The organism is Pseudoalteromonas sp. APC 3355 (assembly GCF_030407615.1).
In the GTDB taxonomy this organism is placed as follows: Bacteria; Pseudomonadota; Gammaproteobacteria; order Enterobacterales; family Alteromonadaceae; genus Pseudoalteromonas; species Pseudoalteromonas distincta.
On record NZ_JASDDB010000002.1, the window covers coordinates 435,993 to 454,782 of the forward strand.

An 18,790-nucleotide genomic window follows, 5' to 3' on the forward strand; every position below is an offset into this window, starting at 1 on the left:
AGTAAACAAAGGTTAATACCTCACTGGGGGATGTTTTGGATAAAAACATGAAAATTCTTGTAGTTGATGATTTTTCAACAATGAGACGCATTATAAAAAACCTGTTACGTGACTTAGGTTTCACTAACGTTCAAGAAGCTGATGATGGGTCTACAGCTTTGCCTATGTTGCAAAATCAAGTGTTTGATTTTGTAGTTACGGATTGGAATATGCCTGGAATGCAGGGTATTGATCTTTTAAGAGCAATACGTGCAGACGATAAGTTAAAACATATCCCTGTATTAATGGTAACGGCAGAGGCTAAAAAAGAACAAATAATAGCTGCAGCGCAAGCTGGTGTTAATGGTTATATTGTTAAGCCATTTACGGCTGGAACATTAAAAACTAAATTAGAAAAAGTATTTGAACGCTTAGGCTAATGATGGGGGAGAGGCTTATGCCAGCACCAGCTGCGCCTCAAATAACGTTAGAACAAGCTCGTCAGCTCGTTGTTTTTTTAGAAAATGATGAGCAAGACAAAGCAAATCAGTTGATTTTAGAGGCTGCATCTAAAGAGCAGTCTGAATTATTTGCTGAAGTTGGAAAGTTGACTCGTCAACTGCACGAAGCCCTTAAAAGTTTTGAGCTTGATACTCGCTTAACTGATATAACGACAGATGCGATTCCAGATGCTAAAAAGCGGCTTAATTATGTTATAGAAATGACAGAAAATGCGGCTAATAAAACAATGGATGCAGTGGAGGCGAGTCTTCCTATAGCCCAACAGTTAGCGGACGAAATATCTCATATCAAACCGACATGGGATCGTTTAATGAGCCGCGAGATTGAGCTTGGTGAGTTTAAGCAACTTTGCCATAGCATCGATAAGTTTATGAACAACTCTCATCATAAGACTGATGAGCTTCAAAACTTAATGACAAATGTATTAATGGCTCAAGACTATCAAGACTTAACAGGTCAAGTTATTCGCCGTGTTATTGAACTTGTTAGGGAAGTAGAAGAAAGTTTACTGCATCTTTTAACTGCGTTTGCTGAACAAGACGACAGTAACAGCACCGCGAATAAAGTAGAACAACAAAAAATAAAAGAACCAGTTGCCACACAAACTTTAGCAGGTCCTGAAGGCCCTATTATTGATAAAGAATCGCGTAATGATGTTGTATCTGATCAAGATGAAGTTGATGATCTTTTATCAAGTTTGGGCTTCTAAGAGGAGAGTAACTGCATGTTTGAAGTCGATGAAGATATTTTACAAGACTTTCTTGTAGAGGCTGGAGAAATCCTAGAGCTTTTATCTGAACAGTTAGTTGAGCTGGAAAATAATCCAGAAGATACCGAGTTACTAAACGCTATATTTAGAGGTTTTCACACTGTAAAAGGTGGTGCAGGCTTTTTAGCTATGACAGAACTTGTTGATGCTTGTCACGGTGCTGAAAACGTATTTGATTTACTACGTCAAGGCGTGCGAACAGTCAACTCAGAGTTAATGGATGTTATTTTACAAGCACTAGACACCATTAATGAGATGTTTGCGACTATCCAAAACAGAGACAAGCCTGAACCTGCAGATCCTGAATTACTTCATACTCTTCATATCTTAGGTCTACCTCCAACAGAAGCCGAAGCCACTGAAGCCTCTTCACAAACAGAGGTTGAACAACCTCATAATGAAGTGGTGGATACACCGGTAGCTGATGATGAAGATCCGTTTGCATTTGATGAACTATTTAGCGGAGCGCCTTCGGTTAGCGATGCTGAAATAGATGAAATCACTGAAGACGAATTTGAAAGCTTACTTGATGAGCTGCACGGTAAAGGACAAGGTCCTGCAGTTGAAAAACCAGTAGCAAGTAGTAGTGATTTTAGTGGTGATATTACTGATGATGAATTTGACAGCTTATTAGACGAGTTACATGGTGTTGGCAGTTTTGGTGAAGTTACGAGCAAACCTGAACAAAATGATGCCAATAAAACACCTGTAGAATCTGCTATACCAGCTGTAAATACAGTTAATTCATCAGATGATGAAATTAGTGATGACGAATTTGAAGCGCTTCTTGATGAACTTCATGGTAAAGGCACTGCTCCTAAATCGATAGAAAGTGCGCCAGCTGCAAAACAACCTGAACCTGTTTCACCGCCAGCTAAACAAGTGAGTGAACCAGTAAAAAAAGCTGAGCCAGCTAAAGCTCCTACTCCAAAACCAGTTGAAAAAGCGCCAGAGAAGCCAGTAGCTAAAGTACCACCAGCAGCAGCTCCAAAAAAATCAGCGCCACCAGCAGCAGAGACCACTGTTCGCGTAGATACAAAACGACTCGATCAAATTATGAATATGGTTGGTGAGTTAGTTCTTGTACGAAATCGTTTGGTTAGTTTAGCGACTAACTCAGACAGTGAAGCGATGGGTAAAGCAATCTCTAACTTAGATGTGGTGACTGCGGATATTCAAGGTGCGGTTATGCAAACGCGAATGCAACCAATTAAGAAAGTATTTGGTCGCTTCCCTCGCGTTGTACGCGACTTAGCACGTAGCTTAAATAAAGATATTGATTTAAAGCTTATTGGTGAAGAAACGGATCTAGATAAAAACTTAGTTGAAGCACTTGCCGATCCGCTTGTGCATTTAGTTAGAAACTCAGTTGACCATGGTATTGAAATGCCCGCTGTCCGTGAAGCTGCAGGTAAGCCTAGAACAGGTAATGTTACTTTATCAGCGTCTCAAGAGGGCGACCATATTTTGCTAACCATCAAAGATGATGGTGCAGGTATGGATGCTGAAAAACTGAAAAAAATTGCAATTAGTAAAGGCGTACTCGATCATGACCAAGCGAGTCGACTTTCTGACACCGAAGCATATAACCTGATTTTTGCACCTGGCTTTTCTACAAAAGAAGAAATATCTGATATTTCAGGCCGTGGTGTAGGAATGGACGTAGTTAAAACTAAGATCACGCAACTTAATGGCTCAGTAAGCATTCAGTCTGAACTTGGTGTCGGTACTATTTTAGAAATAAAAGTACCACTTACCTTGGCTATATTACCGACATTAATGGTCGTTGTTGGCGCACAAACATTTGCGTTACCACTGGCTGGTGTTAGTGAGATATTCAATTTAGATTTAACGAAGACGAATGTAGTTGATGGGCAATTAACAATTATTGTGCGTAAAAAGGCGATACCGTTATTTTACCTTGAGCATTGGTTAGTAAAAGACTCAGATCGTTCTCAGCGAAAATCTAAAGGTCACGTCGTTATTGTACAAATTGGTACGCAACAAATTGGTTTTGTTGTTGACTCATTAATTGGCCAAGAAGAAGTAGTGATTAAGCCGCTTGATGCGTTACTTCAAGGAACGCCAGGTATGGCAGGCGCTACAATAACTTCAGATGGCGGCATTGCACTGATTTTAGACGTTCCAAACATGTTAAAACATTACGCAGGCTAATAATAAAGTAGGTATATATTTAATATATACCTACGCATAAATTTAATAAGAGAGCTAAATGGCCGTTAAAGTTTTAGTTGTTGATGATTCAAGCTTTTTTCGCCGTAGAGTAAGCGAAATCCTTGAGCAAGATAGCGATATACAAGTTATAGGCTTTGCTGTTAATGGCAGAGAGGCTGTTGAGAAAGCAGCTCAATTGCGTCCTGACATGATCACCATGGATGTCGAAATGCCTGTACTTGATGGTATTAGCGCAGTTAAAGAGATAATGGCGAGTAACCCAACTCCTATCTTAATGTTTTCATCACTTACACGTGATGGTGCAACAGCAACGTTTGATGCGTTAGATGCTGGCGCAATGGATTTTTTACCGAAAAAATTTGAAGATATTGCGCGCAATAATGAAGATGCAATTAAGCTTTTGCAAAGTAAAGTAAAAGATATAGGACGAAGACGTTTACCGCGAACATTTAGAGCGGCAACACCAGCTAAACCAGTCATTTCAACGAAACCAACAAGTTCACTTTCGCAAAGAACAAGCACATCAACAACTCAAATCAAGCAGCCTGATAGAAGCTTTCAAAGAGCTGCGCCTGTTGCATCGACAAGTTCAAATGTTGCCTCAATGCGAGCAAGTGGAAAACAATATCAACTTTTAGCTATTGGTACTTCTACAGGTGGTCCTGTTGCTCTGCAAACTATATTGACTCAATTGCCTGCTAATTTTCCTCACCCTATTTTACTTATTCAGCACATGCCCGCTGCATTTACACCCGCGTTTGCAGCGCGCTTAAACGGTTTGTGCCAAATAAAAGTGAAAGAAGCACAACAGGGCGATCGCTTACAACCAGGAACTGCTTATTTAGCGCCTGGCGGACAGCAGATGATGGTAGAGGGGCGTGGAGCAAATAGAACGCTGCGCGTATTTGAAGATCATAGCGAGAGAATAAGTTATAAACCAAGCGTAGATGTAACGTTTGCTAGTGCAGCTAAAACGTACCAAGGTGATGTACTTGCTATTGTTTTAACAGGTATGGGCGCTGATGGTCGTGATGGTGCAAGAATGTTAAAACAAACGGGGGCAACTATTTGGGCACAGGATGAGAAAAGCTGTGTCGTTTATGGAATGCCTCAAGCAATTGCTAATGCGGGGCTTTCAAGTGAAAGCTTAGCATTGAGCGATGTTGCAGCACGTATAATGAGAGAGGTAGGTTGTGGATAAACTCTCAATATTTGGACTATTGGTAGCACTTAGTGCAATAGGTTTAGGTTATTCTTTAGAAGGCGGTGTTGTTTCAGCTTTATTTAATGGCCCTGCGCTTATTATTGTACTTGGTGGCACGCTTGGCGCTGTTATGTTGCAAACCTCTGCTAGCACATTCAAAAAAATGCTAAATATGAGCTCGTGGGTTTTTGTTGCACCACAATACGATATTGAAGACGCAATAGAGCAAGTTAAACGATGGTCTCATAAAGCACGTCAAGAAGGTTACTTAGCGCTTGAGAATGAAGCCTTAGCTCACCCAGATGCTTATGCAGCAAAAGGTTTAAGCTTACTTGTCGATGGCTGCTCAGAGCAAAAACTACGAGACACGCTTGAAATTGATTTACTGCTAGAACGCGATCGTTTGCTTGAAGCCGCGCGTGTTTATGAAGCAATGGGGGGTTACAGCCCTACCATTGGTATTTTAGGTGCGGTGCTTGGCTTAATACAGGCAATGTCGTTTATTACCGATCCACAAATGCTTGGCGCCGGCGTTGCAACGGCATTTATTGCGACCATTTATGGTGTTGGTTTAGCTAATTTATTGTTTTTACCTATGGCAAATAAGTTAAAACAGCGTGTAGAGCAAAAAATGCTTTACCATGAAATGCTTGCTGAAGGCGTTATTGCAATAAGCATAGGTGAAAGCCCAGTAAATATAGAATTAAAGCTTGAAGCCTATCGTGTAGAGCGCCCTAATTTAGTGGACGAATAACATGTTACGCCGACGACTTCGTCACTCTGCTGCTAAAAGTCAACATACCGAACGTTGGCTTGTATCGTATGCCGATTACATGACTATTATGTTTGCTTTTTTTGTGGTTCTGTATGCGATAGCGATTAATAAAGAAGAACAATTCCAAATATTGTCAGATTCCCTTGAACAGGTTTTTGATAAGTCAGCTCGCCAATACTCCCAGCAAGGTGAAGGTGTCAACGGTAATGGAATATTGACAGATAGAGTGACACCTGAACAAGAAGTTCTTTATGGCGAAAGTATATTAAAAGAAGAGCAAGGTCCTGAGCTACTCGACGGCCAAAGTGATACAAGCAACATCCAGCAAAAGTATTTAGGCAAACCTCTTGATAGTTTATTAATTAAATTACAGTCAGCGCTTATTGATGAAATCCGTGATGGAGAAGCCAGTTTAGAGCTTAACCAAGATTGGCTGATTATAGAGCTAAGCTCAGGTATGTTATTTTCAAGTGGTAGTTCAGTTGCACACTCTCGAGCAAAACAGGTCGTCAAGATTGTTAAAGATATTATTGCACCAGTAGATAACTATGTAAGAGTACGAGGTTATACTGATGATGAAAGTATTCGTAATGAGATATTTCGTTCGAACTGGGAGCTGTCGGTAGCTAGAGCCACGTCAATTTTAGTAGAGCTGGAAGCATTAGGCATTAATTCAGCTAGAATGGCGATAGAAGGTTATGGCCAATATTCACCTTTTGCAAGTAACGATACAGAACAAGGGCGCGCAGAAAATCGTAAAGTTGTTATCGCACTTTCTAAGTATGGATTACCGCCAAAACAAGAGGTTAAAAGTGACGGGCAAGCTGATGAGCCTGCAGTGATTGAACCTGAAATTGAACTTCCTTCAGATGACGATACAATAAAAATAATTCGTTTGCCTCATGGCGGTATTCGCATAACAACGCGCAATGAACAGTAATTAGGATGTAATGTGAAGATTTGGACTGTCGCTAATCAAAAAGGAGGGGTTGGTAAAACAACAACCGCAGTGAGCCTTGCCGGTATTTTGGCATTACAAGGTAAACGTGTATTGCTTATAGATACAGACCCTCATGCGTCACTCACTTATTACTTTGGCATTGACTCAGAGGATTTAGAAGTCAGTGTGTACGATATTTTTGCCCGTGGTACAAGTATGCAAAGTGAAGAGATACTCCAAGCTTTGTGTCCATCAACACTTCAAAACTTGGATATTTTACCTGCGACTATGGCAATAGCTACGCTTGATCGAAGTATGGGTAATAAAACAGGGATGGGGTTAATACTAAAAAAAGCGCTTGCAAAAATTAGCGAACATTACGATTATGCCATTTTAGATTGCCCTCCAGTTTTAGGGGTGTTAATGGTCAATGCGCTTGCAGCAAGTGAGCGAATTTTAGTGCCAGTGCAAACGGAGTTTTTAGCACTCAAAGGGCTTGATAGAATGATGCGTACTATGGATTTGATGCAATCCTCTCAAGCAAAAGATTATCAATATACTATAATTCCTACCATGTACGACAAACGTACTAAAGCATCGTTAGAAGCATACAAAACATTGCAAAGTACATATGGTGATAAAGTTTGGCCAGGTGTGATACCGGTGGATACCAAATTTAGAGATGCAAGCTTTGCACAAAAAGTACCTGTAGAGTATTGTCCTCGCTCGCGCGGTGTATACGCATATAAAGCACTGCTAGAATATTTAATTGAACAAGGTTAATGAATGAGTAAGCAATTGTTTGCTAATGAAAAAGTAATGAAACAATACCTTGGGGCTTTGTTATGTGAAGATGAGCCTGTAGATAACCTTGAGCCAGTTGCAAAATTACTTGAGCAAATCCCAGATGATTCACAACAGCATATTCATTCAAAACCTAAAGAACAATTAAAAGCAGCAGAGAGTACATTTGATAATGACTTGCTCAATGTTGAAATTGAGCCAATAGCTGAGCCAGCGTTTGAAACTGAAAAAGTTAATGAAGTGGTTGACGAGGAAGTAATAGCACCTGCAATTACTACTATAGAAAAGCCAGAGCTGGAGATTGTAACTACTAGCCAATCAGACTATTTTGATGGTGAATTTCAGGCATTGTTTTTTGAAGTTGCTGGCTTGACCTTGGCTGTGCCATTAAAAGCACTTGGTGGAATACATCAATTAGGTGAAGTAAATCATTTGTTTGGTAAGCCGAAATGGTTTAAAGGCGTTATGCTCAACAGAGAAGAAAAGCTTAATGTTGTTGATACTGCGCGTTGGGTTATGCCAGAAAAATATGATGATAAATTAGAGGCATCTTTAGATTATCAATATTTGATTACACTAGGTGATAGCCAGTGGGGTTTATTAGCTGAAAAGTTGATAAATAACATTACATTGAGTAAAGAAGATGTAAAATGGCGTACAAATAAAAGCAAGCGCCCATGGCTTGCTGGCGTTATAAAAGAAAAAATGTGTGCTTTGATAGACGTAGATAATTTAAATATATTATTAGAGAAAGGCTTAGATAGCCGTCAGTAGTAATGACCATTACGGGGTAATAGCATGAATCAAGATAAATTACTGTCAGCAAATAAAAACGCAGATAATAACGATGAAATTTTACAGTGGGTTACGTTTAAGCTAGAGGAAGAAACTTACGGCGTAAATGTAATGCAAGTACAAGAAATACTTCGTTATACAGAGATAGCTCCTGTACCAGGTGCACCTTCATATGTGATTGGTATTATTAACTTACGCGGCAACGTTGTTACCGTTATTGATACTCGTGCACGTTTTGGTTTGCTAGCTGCTGATGCAACTGACAACTCTCGCATCTTAATTATTGAAGCAGAAGAGCAAGTTATTGGTATTTTAGCCGACAGCGTATCGGAAGTGGTTTACTTGCGCAGCTCTGAAATCGACAGTGCGCCAAATGTTGGTACTGAAGAAAGCGCTAAGTTTATTCAAGGTGTTTGTAACCGCGATAATGAATTACTGATTTTGGTTGATTTAAATAAGTTACTCAGTGATGACGAATGGGATGAGTTAAGCGATATATAAGCTTTACCAAATAAATTATGGTGTTACTTAGTATAGCTATATCAGCGTTAGCGGTAGGACTTATATCGCTGGCGTTAATTATTGCATTAAAAAATAAACACGCGAATGAAATTAATGCTGTATCGCAGCAGCTTAAAGATAGCTCTGAGCAGACTCATATTTTGCGCAGTGAAATTTCGGAGATTAGAACCGGGCTCTTAAGTATTGGTAAGCGAGTGCTTGAAGTTGAACAACAAAACCAAGATTTAATGCAACAGCAAGCGGCGCAAAAATATGATGACCCTGATGCTAAAATTTACTCTCGTGCTGTAAAAATGGTTGAGTTAGGTGCAGACCTTGATGAAGTAATACGCGAGTGCGAACTACCACGAGCAGAAGCCGAATTACTATTTTCATTACATAAACAAAAAGGTGCTTAGCGCCTTTTTTTATGTGCGGATAAATTGGCTCAAGCCTTAATATTTAACTTACCTTGAAAATCCTGCCAACCTGGCGGAAATTGACCTCTTAATACATACGAAAACGCAATAAGCTCTGCAATAACATAATAAAGCTCTTTAGGAATTTCTTCTCCTAACTCTAAATGCGACAACGTTTTAGCAAGTGCTGCATCTTCGTGGATCATAATTCCTTTTAGTTTAGCCGCTGCTATTATTTCATCAGCTAATTCACCAAACCCCTTAACACTTACAGTGGGTGTGTTACCAGCTTCGTACAAAAGCCCAATGGCTGATTTATTAATCGGTGTATCACTCATAGCTAAACCTTAATATTAATAATTGCGTGAGATTTATAGAATGCCTGATTGTTGGCATCGCCTCGCCTTAAATTGAGCTCGCCAACTTGTAAGCCATGTTTAGCTAGTTTTGATCTTAAATTATCTAAGTGAGGGTGAGCAATTGCACTTACTTCTTGGCTCGAGGCTAATAGCTGGCAATCGAGTGCTTTATCCATTAACTCTGCAGTAATTTGTAGCTGCCCAAGTTGGGCATAATCAAAGTTTAATCTGACAAACCATACATTTTTATCTTCTAATTTACCGGCGCTTGGCTTTTTATACTGTCCAAGTGTTATTTCTGTTTGGGCTGCTTCTGGAGGTAATCTCATCGGTAATAAAAATTGTGCAAGCGGGTTTGTGTCTGGCTGTTGATTTGGTGTTGAGACACTTACTTGGGTAAGTGTGTTTTTAACGTGTACGATTTCGCTGGCCAAAGCTTGTACTTGAGCTTGTTGAAGCTGTTCAAGCATTTTTGCTCCCGTGTTACCCATTTTAAAAGTAGGTATAAGTACTTGTAAGAGAGCATCTAAGCCAGTTTGATTATTAAAACTGATAGGCGTTACTGATTGGCTAATCAGAGGCGCAGCTAAAATACTCACAGCCACCTGTTCAAGCCCTTTAGTGAAACTACTTTGCAGCATATCACCCGCTAGTTGAGTGGGCTGTAAAGTAGCAAGTATCTCACGCTGTATGGTTGCAGGGTTTATGTTATTACTTGAAACCATACGGTTAAATGCCTGATTAATTAAGCGAGTTAAATCAGGGGTGTCTTTTGTTGCCTTATCTGTAATATCAGTAATTTGACTGCTTAAAAGTTGTTTATTGTAAGCCAGCCTATCTGTAGGGGTTGTGGCATCAGGAAGCTTTAATAATGTACTTAATAGTTTTGCTTCTATTGGTTGTAGCATTTGACTACGAGAGGGCGCATTAGATAACGGCTCAGTTAACAAGGTAATGCTTTTAGTGTTCACTGTGCTTGTGTTGTTTTGATTATTATCGTTTATTGCAAGCTGTGCTGAGGAGGTGGTAAGTCCCTTAGTGACTACTTCATTGGTAGGGTTAACCAAGGTGTTCGATTTACTGCTTTCACTAGTAATAAGGGGTTTTAATTGGCTTGCTTTTAAATCACTTAGCTTAGCGCTCGCCACTTCACCTGGGGTAGTATTATTTGTTATTGGCATGTAGGTTGTTGCTGTGTTTGCAGGTGTTTGCCAAACACTAACACTTCCTTTTACTAGTTGCGTTAATTGTACAATCGGCGGGAGCCTTGAAAAGTGCTCTGGCAAAATATTGCTCGTATTGTTATTTAACGCAGTACTCACACTTTGAGTAATGTTAACTCTATTTAGCGGTGATTCACTCAGTTGTATAGCTAAAGACGTTTTTTGTTGCGCGGGCGAAGTTGATAGCTGCGTTAACTCAGATTTACTTATTGTAGCAAAAGGCTTATTTTCAAAATATTTAACCGCATCATTAATTCGCGTTTTTAAATCACTAAAACTATTTTGTAACCACGATTTTATTGGACTATTTAGGGTCAATAATGGATTTACTTTAATATTACTCGCAGAAACGGCTACTTCAGGTGCATTGCTTTTTTGCGCTAAAAGTAACTCGTTAAATGGTTTTGAGAATGAGTTGTTAAGCGTTACTTTTATATTGTTTGTATCGGTTTTAATAAATAATTTATCTGCCTGGTTCACTAAATTTACTTTAATAGGTGTATTAGGTAGTTCGGCAAGTTGTTGATTAGTAATAGGTGTTGTAAATGAACCTGACTTTTGAGGATGAGTTAAAATAGCCAGTTTTGGTGTTGCTTGAAGTTGCGCACTGGGTAATAAGGCCGCGAGCAAATTAGTAAGTTTAGTTTGGCTAAGTGGTTGCGAGTGAACCGTATCAGCAAAGCGGTTAATAACATTAATCTGCGCGCCTTTATTAGTCGTACTAACAACTACTTTTAAAGGCTGTTCTGTTGTAAGTAACTGGGCTACGTCTTTATTTATGGCAATACTTGCGTTGAGTTTATCAATAACTAACTTGGGAGAAGGGGATACAGCAACTTGTACATCCATTGGTTGGCTTTGTACCTCAGTGCCCGTGCTTACATAATTTAACAAGCGCTGCAATTGTACCGGCTGATTTAAAGTAAAGGTTGTACTGTTTGGCGATATGTTGAGCTGCTTACCATCAGGGCTGATTTGTATGTTAGCACTGACTATTTTTTGCAGGTTTTGTGGTGCGCTTGTAGTGCCAAGCCTTAATGTTTGCCAATGCTTATCAATAAATACATCAAGCGTAATCGAGTCTTTCGAAAATTGGATGTTTTTAGCCGCAAGTACCTCACTAGGTAACTGTGGTAACTCATTGGTCTGGCTGTGAGCAGATTGATTGATAACCAATGAGTTAGATAATGTTATTTGCGTTGGTGTATTCATTATTTTAAATCAAGTTTTTGTTAATCGATTATAAAGCAATATTCGTATTACCCTATCATTATGGTAGACTAACGCCTAATTTTTGGCAGAGAGAATCGTCATCTTGTTACACATTAAGTCCGTCACCTGCATCAAGCAAGATCGTTGTTTGTTTGCGGATCTTAATTTTAGCCTTAATAGCGGTCAAATCATGCAATTAGCGGGTCCTAATGGGGCTGGTAAAACATCGCTACTGCGTATTATTGCTGGCTTTTCTGTGCCTGATGAAGGGTCTGTTCTGTTCCAAGATCAACCTATATCTAAGTACTATGAAGAGTATGCCAGAGAGCTGCTTTTTATAGGGCATAAAACAGGTGTAAGTACTCAGCTTAGTGCAGTTGAAAATGTTCGCCACTGGTTACAAATTAATGGCTACATAAATGAGCCTGATTTGTATCCTATTTTAGCGCAACTTGGCCTTGTTGGACTTGAAGATGTACCCGTTAGAATGCTATCTGCTGGACAACAACGACGTGTAGCGCTTGTTAGGCTTTGGTTAAGTGATGCTAAATTATGGGTACTTGATGAGCCATTTACCGCGCTTGATAAAAGCGGTGTCGCCTTTTTACAGCAGCGATTTACTGAACACTTACAAAGCGGTGGTGCCATTTTATTAACGACCCACCAAGACTTAACGACCCACTTTAGTAACTTACAAACGGTTACACTGGAGTATCGCCACTAATGACTCGTCAACACTCTTATTGGTTGCTATTTAGTGCGGTATTTACCAAAGATGTAAAACTTGCGTTTCGCCAGCGCGCCGAAATTGTAAATCCTATTTTATTCTTCTTAATTGTAATTTCATTATTTCCGTTAGCAATAGGGCCTGAGCCCAGTCTACTTGCGAGAATGGCGCCAGGTATTATTTGGGTTGCCGCATTACTCTCTACCATGTTGGGTTTAGATAAGTTGTTTAGGGATGATTTTAACGATGGCTCGTTGGAGCAGTTAATTGCATCCTCTTATCCATTATCGCTAACCGTACTTGCTAAAGTGGCTGCTCATTGGGTGGTAACAGGTTTACCGCTTGTATTAATGACCCCGCTATTTGCATTGTTGTTAAACCTAGAAAGTACGGCGTTAACAGCAACTGTTTTAACATTATTATTAGGCACTCCACTATTGAGCTTTATTGGCGCAATAGGCGCAGGGCTTACTGTAGGATTACAAAAAGGGGGTATTTTGATGAGTTTACTCGTACTGCCTTTGTATATTCCTGTTTTGATTTTTGCAACGTCGGCTATCGATACCAGTACAATGTCACTGGATTATAGTGGGCAGCTTGCCATCCTTGGTGCAATGTTACTTATTGCTATTATTAGCGCACCAATTGCCATATCGTCAGCTTTAAAAGTGAGTGTAAGTTAATGTGGAAGTGGTTACATCCCTATGCTAAAGCAGAGCGTGCATACCAGTTATGCAATACGTTACTGCCATATTTTGCCGTAGTTACCGTAGTTAGTATGATTGTTGGATGGGTATGGGGGCTTGGTTTTGCACCTGCCGATTACCAACAAAAAGACAGCTACCGTATCATCTTTATTCATGTGCCTTCTGCCATTTTATCTATGGGGGCTTACTCATCAATGGCGATTGCCGCTATCGTTGCACTTGTATGGCAGCTACGAAATGCCGAGCTTGCTGTTATTGCTATTGCGCCTGTTGGTGCATGTATTACTGCTATAGCGCTTATTACTGGCGCTGCATGGGGTAAACCTATGTGGGGTGCTTGGTGGGTATGGGATGCGCGTTTAACGTCTGAACTTATTTTATTATTTTTATATCTTGGCGTGCTTTCGCTTTACCATGCATTTGAAGATAAGAAGTCAGCAGGGCGTGCGGCTTCTATTTTAGCAATTGTTGGCGTAATTAATTTACCTATTATTCATTACTCTGTTGAGTGGTGGAATACGTTACACCAAGGTGCAAGCATTACAAAGCTAGATACAAAAGCAATAGATCCAAGTATGTTTTGGCCTCTTATGGTTAATATTTTAGCCTTTGCTGCTTTTGTTGGAACAGTGACTTTAATTCGTCTTAAAAATGAAATTTTGCAACGAGAAAAGCACCGACCGTGGGTTCGCTCGTTGTTAAATAAGGGGTAATTATGCAGTTTGACTCTTTTTCTGATTTTATTGCAATGGGAGGTTATGGATTTTATGTCTGGCTTTCTTTTGGTACATGCGCACTTATTTTACTCGGTATTTTAGTGAACTCTTTGAGAGACACAAAGCGTATTATGGCTTCAGTGGAGCAACAAATAATACGTGAAGCGCGAATTAAAAAAGCTAAGCAGGAACAAATCTCATGAATCCAAGACGTAAAAAGCGCCTATTGGTAATCATTGCCGTACTGTTTGGTATTGGTGGGTCAATTGGTTTAGTGCTTTATGCACTGCAAGAAAATATTAATCTTTTTTATACGCCAAGCGAATTAATTGATGGCAAAGGCCCTAACAAAGAAAAACCACATATAGGTCAAAAGTTACGTATTGGCGGCATGGTTGTGCCAGGCACGGTTGAGCGTAATGAACAAAGCTTACAAGTAAGCTTTAAGCTAATAGATACAGGTCCATTAGTGACTGTGCGTTATCAGGGCATATTGCCAGACTTGTTTCGTGAGGGGCAAGGCATTGTAGCGCAGGGCGTATTAGTCGAGCCTAATGTTATTGAAGCATTTGAAGTACTAGCAAAGCATGACGAAGAATATATGCCAGCAGAAGTTGCAGAGGCAGTTAAAGGTATTAAGCACGAAAAACCAAAATACAACTTAGATAGTGGTAATTAGCTATGATCCCAGAAATTGGTTATTTTTCTTTAACGCTTGCCATGGTGCTAAGCGTTTTACTGTGTATTTTTCCTCTTTGGGGCGCGCATACTGGTAATCTTCGGTTAATGCGTGCGGCTCCATCTTTAGCAATAGGCCAGTTTGCTTTTGTACTAATCTCTTTTGCTGCACTTATTTATGCAAGTTTAACAGACGACTTTACCGTATCTTACGTAGCGTATCATTCAAGTAGTACGCTGCCTTGGTACTATAAAATCACCTCTACGTGGGGCGGTCATGAAGGTGCTATTTTATTATGGTTAGTAATGCAAGCGGGTTGGACCGCTGCTGTAGCAGCGCGTTCTAAATCATTACCTTGGGTATTACGTGCTCGCGTACTGGGTGTACTTGGTTTTTTAGGTGTAGGTTTTATGATGTACACCTTACTGCTTTCAAGCCCGTTTGAGCGCCTACTTCCTTATTTTCCGGTAGAAGGGCGTGACTTGAATCCGCTGCTTCAAGATCCAGGTATGATTATTCATCCACCATTACTGTACATGGGTTATGTGGGGCTGTCGGTTGCTTTCTCTTTTGCTATAGCTGCATTGTTAACAGGTAAACTTGATAACACATGGGCTAAATGGTCACGCCCGTGGACGATGACTGCGTGGGGTTTCTTAGGTTTAGGTCTTACTATTGGTAGCTGGTGGGCGTATTCAGAACTAGGCTGGGGCGGCTGGTGGTTTTGGGATCCAGTAGAAAACGCAGCGCTTATGCCTTGGCTTGTTGCAACCGCATTACTGCATTCATTAAGTGTGACAGAAAAGCGCGGTATATTTAAATCATGGACCGTATTACTCGCAATTGCAGCATTCTCTTTAAGTTTGCTAGGTACGTTTATTGTACGCTCGGGTATTATTGTATCGGTACATGCGTTTGCTACAGACCCCGATAGAGGCTTATTTATACTCGCCTTTTTAGGCATCGTTGTCGGTGGTGGCTTGGCGTTATATGCAATGCGTGTGTCACAAGTTCACAGTGAAGGACGATACAAGCTGGTATCGCGCGAAGTGGCCTTATGGCTCAATAATATATTTTTAGTTGTTGCTACATTAATTGTTATGTTAGGTACATTGTTGCCAATGGTTCATAAAGAAATGGGCTTAGGTAGCATTTCTATTGGCGAACCGTTTTTTAATAAGATGTTTGCAATAATTTTAGTACCGTTTGCTATTTTGATGGGGATCGGACCACTTTTACGTTGGAAGCAAAACAAGTGGGCTTTTTTGCAAAACAAAATATTAATGGGCGTATTAGCAAGTGTTGTGATTACCTGCGCTTGGTTATTCTCAAGTTACGATTTAGTAAAACCACTTACGTTATTAGCGACAACACTGGCGGTTTGGATTGCAATATCAACAGGGATTGATATTTACACCAAAGCAGCTGTGCACGGGAGCTTAAAAGAAGGCTTAAAACGCTTTACTGTAAGTTACTGGGCTATGGTACTTGGGCATATTGGTATTGCATTTATTATTGCGGGCGTAACACTTACCTCGGCTTATTCAGTAGAGCGTGATGTATCGATGAAACCGGGTGAAATAGCACAGCTTAATGAGTATGAATATCGCTTTGATGGCGTTAAAACTATTCGTGGGCCAAACTACAGCGGTCATGCGGGCGTTGTATCTGTGCTTAAAAATAATGAGCTAGTAACACGTTTACACGCCGAAAAACGTAAATATGACATTGGTATGCAGTTTATGACTGAGGCGGCAATAGATGCCGGTTTTAAACGTGATTTATATTTAGCATTAGGTGAGCAATTAAGTGGTGATGCATGGTCACTTCGCATTTATCATAAACCATTTGTACGCTGGATATGGATTGGTGGCGTGCTTATGTCATTTGCAGGTTTCATGATTTTGTTTGATAAACGTTACCGTACATCAGCTAAAACAGCCCGTAAAGATGTACCGGAGAGTGTTTTATGAACCGTAAAATTTTAGCTATTGCGCCGCTTTTAGTGTTTGCTTTTGTGTGTGTATTTTTATACCAAGGTCTTTTTGCCAACCCTCGTGAAATTCAAACAGGGCGGATAGGTCAAGAAATGCCAGCGTTTAATTTACCTGATTTAATGCAAGACAATAAGCAGTGGACCAACGAGTCGTTAAAAGGTGAAGTTTACTTATTAAATGTATGGGGTACGTGGTGCCCAACATGTTTAGTCGAACTTGGTTATTTAACTAAGTTACGTGAGCAAGGCGTTAAAATTATTGGACTATATTACGTACAAGGTTACGACTCTGATTTTGATGGCCCGTTTGATATGCAATCACTTCGCAGCGAAGTCACTGATATGCTGCAACGTGCAGGTGACCCTTACCAATTTAATATTTTAGATTTACACCGTACTTTGTCGTTGGATTTAGGCGTGTCGGGTGCGCCAGAAACTTTTTTAGTCGATAAAAACGGCACTATTTTGTTACATCACACCGGTGATATAAATCCGCGAGTATGGCGAGCTAAATTTGCGCCAATTATGCAGGAGCTTAAATAATGAAGTGGTTACTACTTACGCTTAGCCTTTTTGTAAGCATGGGTGCGTTTGCACAGCAAGATCGCTATCAATTTGATAACAACAAACAAGCAATATTGTTTGAAGAGTTAACCAAAGAGCTACGTTGCCCTAAGTGTCAAAATCAAAACATTGCGGACTCCGACGCTGTTGTTGCTAAAGACTTGCGCGATAAAGTACTCGTATTGGTTAAAGAAGGTAAAAGTAAAGACGAAGTGATTGATTATATGATTGACCGCTTTGGCTATTTTGTTCATTACGACCCACCTGTTACACCAGCGACTTTAGTGCTGTGGGTACTACCTGTGTTAATTGTAATTGTTGGCTTTGGTTTTATTGTTATTCGCCAACGAAAAGCATCAGTAAAACAAACATGGAGCAGCGACGATGAAGTGCTGCTAGCGAAGCTAATTGAACAAAATAAACGTCAGGAGCAAAGCTAAATGATTTTAATGTGGGCGTGTTTTGCCTTACTCACACTGGTTGCTCTTAGCTTTGTTATGATACCTTTTTTAAAAAAAGAGCGTGTTCAAACGATTACTCATAACGCCAATGCTGAATTAATTAGTATTTATGAGCAGCGTTTAGTCGATTTGCAAACTGATTTAGATAATCAACGCATTGATAGCGTAAATCACGCAGAATCAATTGTTGAATTAAAACGTCGCTTATCGAACGAGCTATCACCAGAGAAATCACTTAACAGCAAAGGTAATAATCGTATTTTTGCTTTAACAGGCGGTGCATTTGTTCTTGCGCTTACAGGGATTTTTTATAGTTTTACAGGCAGTCAGCAGCAAATTTCGGCTTGGCATGACGCAATGGATAATTTAGCTGATTATGGCGAGCGTGCTGTAATGCAAAAAGGTGAGCCGCTTAGTCAAAATGAGCTGCAGGCTTTTGCATTGGCGCTTCGTACTAAACTTAGCCGCTCTGGCGATGATGAAGTTGCTTGGATGCTACTTGGTCGAGTGGCTATGTCGCTTAATGAATTTGACATGGCGCAGCAGTCATTTGATAAAGCACTACGTATGAACCCTGATAATATGCAGGTTCTTATTAGTTACAGTCAGGTTTTATTACTTGAAGGTAGCGAAGCTAATATGACTCGCGCGGCAGGTATGCTTTCAAAAGTGCTAAACGTTGAGCCTACTAATTTAGATGCTATTTCGTTACTAGCCCTGATAGCGTATGAACGTAAAGATTGGCCGCAAGCTAAAACTGCATTTGAAGTTTTATTGGCGAGCATGGAAAAAAATGATTCACGTTATAACATGATCTCCGAACGTATTGCTGATATTGAGCAACAAATGCAAAGTGAAGGCTCAGTTATGCCAGTTACTACTACAACGGGTGCTATTGCAGTTACAGTCGACATTGCAAAAGAGCTTATTGATAAACAGCCAAAAGACGGTATTTTGTTTATATTTGCAAAAGCTGCAACTGGCTCACCTATGCCATTAGCTGCTGTTAAGCTGACTAAATATTCATTTCCAATTACAGTTGAGTTGAGTGATAGTAGTGCAATGGTTGCAGGGCTTAACTTATCTAGTGCAGAAAATATTATTATTTCGGCGCGTATTTCTATCGATGACTCTGTTATGCCAAGCTCTGGTGAGCTAGAAGGTCATTCACAGGCGTTAAAGCGTGAAAGTGTAAGTGACTACCAACTTCAAATTGATACATTAATACCTTAAGGACGTTAG

At 40.0% G+C, this 18,790-nt stretch carries 21 protein-coding genes; 19 read left to right on the forward strand and 2 right to left on the reverse strand.

Going from position 1 to position 18,790, the window contains the following annotated elements:
- The first annotated feature begins 35 nt into the window (after positions 1 to 35).
- Genes cheY through QMA08_RS05225 form a run of 10 tightly spaced genes read left to right on the forward strand, consistent with a single transcriptional unit; the run spans position 36 to position 8,904 of the window.
- Complete coding sequence (cheY, locus tag QMA08_RS05180; protein ID WP_008132609.1) at positions 36 to 419, forward strand: chemotaxis response regulator CheY; 384 nt, start codon at positions 36 to 38, stop codon at positions 417 to 419.
- A 17-nt stretch (positions 420 to 436) separates the two neighbouring features.
- The gene (locus QMA08_RS05185) at positions 437 to 1,210 is read left to right on the forward strand and encodes a protein phosphatase CheZ (protein ID WP_165742705.1); all 774 of its coding nucleotides are present in this window, start codon (positions 437 to 439) and stop codon (positions 1,208 to 1,210) included.
- A gap of 15 nt (positions 1,211 to 1,225) precedes the next feature.
- On the forward strand, positions 1,226 to 3,445 hold the full coding sequence (locus QMA08_RS05190; RefSeq protein WP_290173833.1) for a chemotaxis protein CheA: 2,220 nt from the start codon (positions 1,226 to 1,228) through the stop codon (positions 3,443 to 3,445).
- A gap of 58 nt (positions 3,446 to 3,503) precedes the next feature.
- The gene (locus QMA08_RS05195; RefSeq protein ID WP_290173834.1) at positions 3,504 to 4,667 is read left to right on the forward strand and encodes a chemotaxis response regulator protein-glutamate methylesterase; all 1,164 of its coding nucleotides are present in this window, start codon (positions 3,504 to 3,506) and stop codon (positions 4,665 to 4,667) included.
- The gene (locus QMA08_RS05200) at positions 4,660 to 5,424 is read left to right on the forward strand and encodes a flagellar motor protein (protein WP_024606204.1); all 765 of its coding nucleotides are present in this window, start codon (positions 4,660 to 4,662) and stop codon (positions 5,422 to 5,424) included. Before QMA08_RS05195 ends, QMA08_RS05200 begins: the two co-directional genes overlap by 8 nt.
- Before the next feature lies 1 nt (position 5,425).
- Complete coding sequence (locus tag QMA08_RS05205; RefSeq protein ID WP_024595392.1) at positions 5,426 to 6,385, forward strand: flagellar motor protein MotB; 960 nt, start codon at positions 5,426 to 5,428, stop codon at positions 6,383 to 6,385.
- A gap of 12 nt (positions 6,386 to 6,397) precedes the next feature.
- The gene (locus QMA08_RS05210) at positions 6,398 to 7,168 is read left to right on the forward strand and encodes a ParA family protein (protein WP_002959298.1); all 771 of its coding nucleotides are present in this window, start codon (positions 6,398 to 6,400) and stop codon (positions 7,166 to 7,168) included.
- Positions 7,169 to 7,171: 3 nt separating this feature from the next.
- Entirely contained in the window at positions 7,172 to 7,963 is a 792-nt protein-coding gene (locus QMA08_RS05215; RefSeq protein WP_024595393.1) for a chemotaxis protein CheW, read from the forward strand.
- 24 nt (positions 7,964 to 7,987) lie between these two features.
- On the forward strand, positions 7,988 to 8,485 hold the full coding sequence (locus tag QMA08_RS05220) for a chemotaxis protein CheW (RefSeq protein ID WP_002959294.1): 498 nt from the start codon (positions 7,988 to 7,990) through the stop codon (positions 8,483 to 8,485).
- A gap of 17 nt (positions 8,486 to 8,502) precedes the next feature.
- Positions 8,503 to 8,904: a DUF2802 domain-containing protein gene (locus QMA08_RS05225; protein WP_024595394.1), complete on the forward strand. Its 402-nt coding sequence runs from the start codon at positions 8,503 to 8,505 to the stop codon at positions 8,902 to 8,904.
- Positions 8,905 to 8,933: 29 nt separating this feature from the next.
- On the opposite strand, the gene QMA08_RS05230 is transcribed toward QMA08_RS05225, so the two are convergent.
- Both QMA08_RS05230 and QMA08_RS05235 read right to left on the reverse strand, forming a co-directional pair.
- Positions 8,934 to 9,242, reverse strand: a complete 309-nt coding sequence (locus QMA08_RS05230) for an EscU/YscU/HrcU family type III secretion system export apparatus switch protein (protein WP_007377933.1) — start codon at positions 9,240 to 9,242, stop codon at positions 8,934 to 8,936.
- 2 nt (positions 9,243 to 9,244) lie between these two features.
- A complete protein-coding gene (locus QMA08_RS05235) occupies positions 9,245 to 11,698 on the reverse strand; it encodes a flagellar hook-length control protein FliK (RefSeq protein ID WP_182737106.1) in 2,454 nt (817 codons plus the stop codon).
- Positions 11,699 to 11,801: 103 nt separating this feature from the next.
- Here QMA08_RS05235 and ccmA point away from each other — a divergent pair, with 103 nt between their 5' ends.
- The 9 genes from ccmA to ccmI are packed head-to-tail and all read left to right on the forward strand — an operon-like array spanning position 11,802 to position 18,781.
- Positions 11,802 to 12,422 (forward strand): cytochrome c biogenesis heme-transporting ATPase CcmA, encoded by a 621-nt coding sequence (gene ccmA / locus QMA08_RS05240; protein WP_152609331.1) that lies wholly within the window; start codon positions 11,802 to 11,804, stop codon positions 12,420 to 12,422.
- Positions 12,422 to 13,108 carry a heme exporter protein CcmB gene (ccmB, locus tag QMA08_RS05245; protein WP_165723519.1) on the forward strand — a complete coding sequence of 229 codons (687 nt, stop codon included), beginning with the start codon at positions 12,422 to 12,424 and terminating at the stop codon, positions 13,106 to 13,108. The genes ccmA and ccmB overlap by 1 nt, the downstream gene beginning before the upstream one ends.
- A complete protein-coding gene (locus tag QMA08_RS05250; RefSeq protein ID WP_002959285.1) occupies positions 13,108 to 13,845 on the forward strand; it encodes a heme ABC transporter permease in 738 nt (245 codons plus the stop codon). The genes ccmB and QMA08_RS05250 overlap by 1 nt, the downstream gene beginning before the upstream one ends.
- A gap of 2 nt (positions 13,846 to 13,847) precedes the next feature.
- Complete coding sequence (ccmD, locus tag QMA08_RS05255; protein ID WP_002959284.1) at positions 13,848 to 14,051, forward strand: heme exporter protein CcmD; 204 nt, start codon at positions 13,848 to 13,850, stop codon at positions 14,049 to 14,051.
- Positions 14,048 to 14,527 carry a cytochrome c maturation protein CcmE gene (ccmE, locus tag QMA08_RS05260; RefSeq protein WP_002959283.1) on the forward strand — a complete coding sequence of 160 codons (480 nt, stop codon included), beginning with the start codon at positions 14,048 to 14,050 and terminating at the stop codon, positions 14,525 to 14,527. The genes ccmD and ccmE overlap by 4 nt, the downstream gene beginning before the upstream one ends.
- Before the next feature lie 2 nt (positions 14,528 to 14,529).
- The gene (locus QMA08_RS05265) at positions 14,530 to 16,500 is read left to right on the forward strand and encodes a heme lyase CcmF/NrfE family subunit (protein ID WP_002959282.1); all 1,971 of its coding nucleotides are present in this window, start codon (positions 14,530 to 14,532) and stop codon (positions 16,498 to 16,500) included.
- Positions 16,497 to 17,066, forward strand: a complete 570-nt coding sequence (locus tag QMA08_RS05270) for a redoxin family protein (protein ID WP_024595354.1) — start codon at positions 16,497 to 16,499, stop codon at positions 17,064 to 17,066. Before QMA08_RS05265 ends, QMA08_RS05270 begins: the two co-directional genes overlap by 4 nt.
- Positions 17,066 to 17,527, forward strand: a complete 462-nt coding sequence (locus tag QMA08_RS05275; protein WP_290173835.1) for a cytochrome c-type biogenesis protein — start codon at positions 17,066 to 17,068, stop codon at positions 17,525 to 17,527. The genes QMA08_RS05270 and QMA08_RS05275 overlap by 1 nt, the downstream gene beginning before the upstream one ends.
- Positions 17,528 to 18,781 carry a c-type cytochrome biogenesis protein CcmI gene (gene ccmI / locus QMA08_RS05280; protein WP_290173836.1) on the forward strand — a complete coding sequence of 418 codons (1,254 nt, stop codon included), beginning with the start codon at positions 17,528 to 17,530 and terminating at the stop codon, positions 18,779 to 18,781.
- The last annotated feature ends 9 nt before the right edge of the window (positions 18,782 to 18,790 follow it).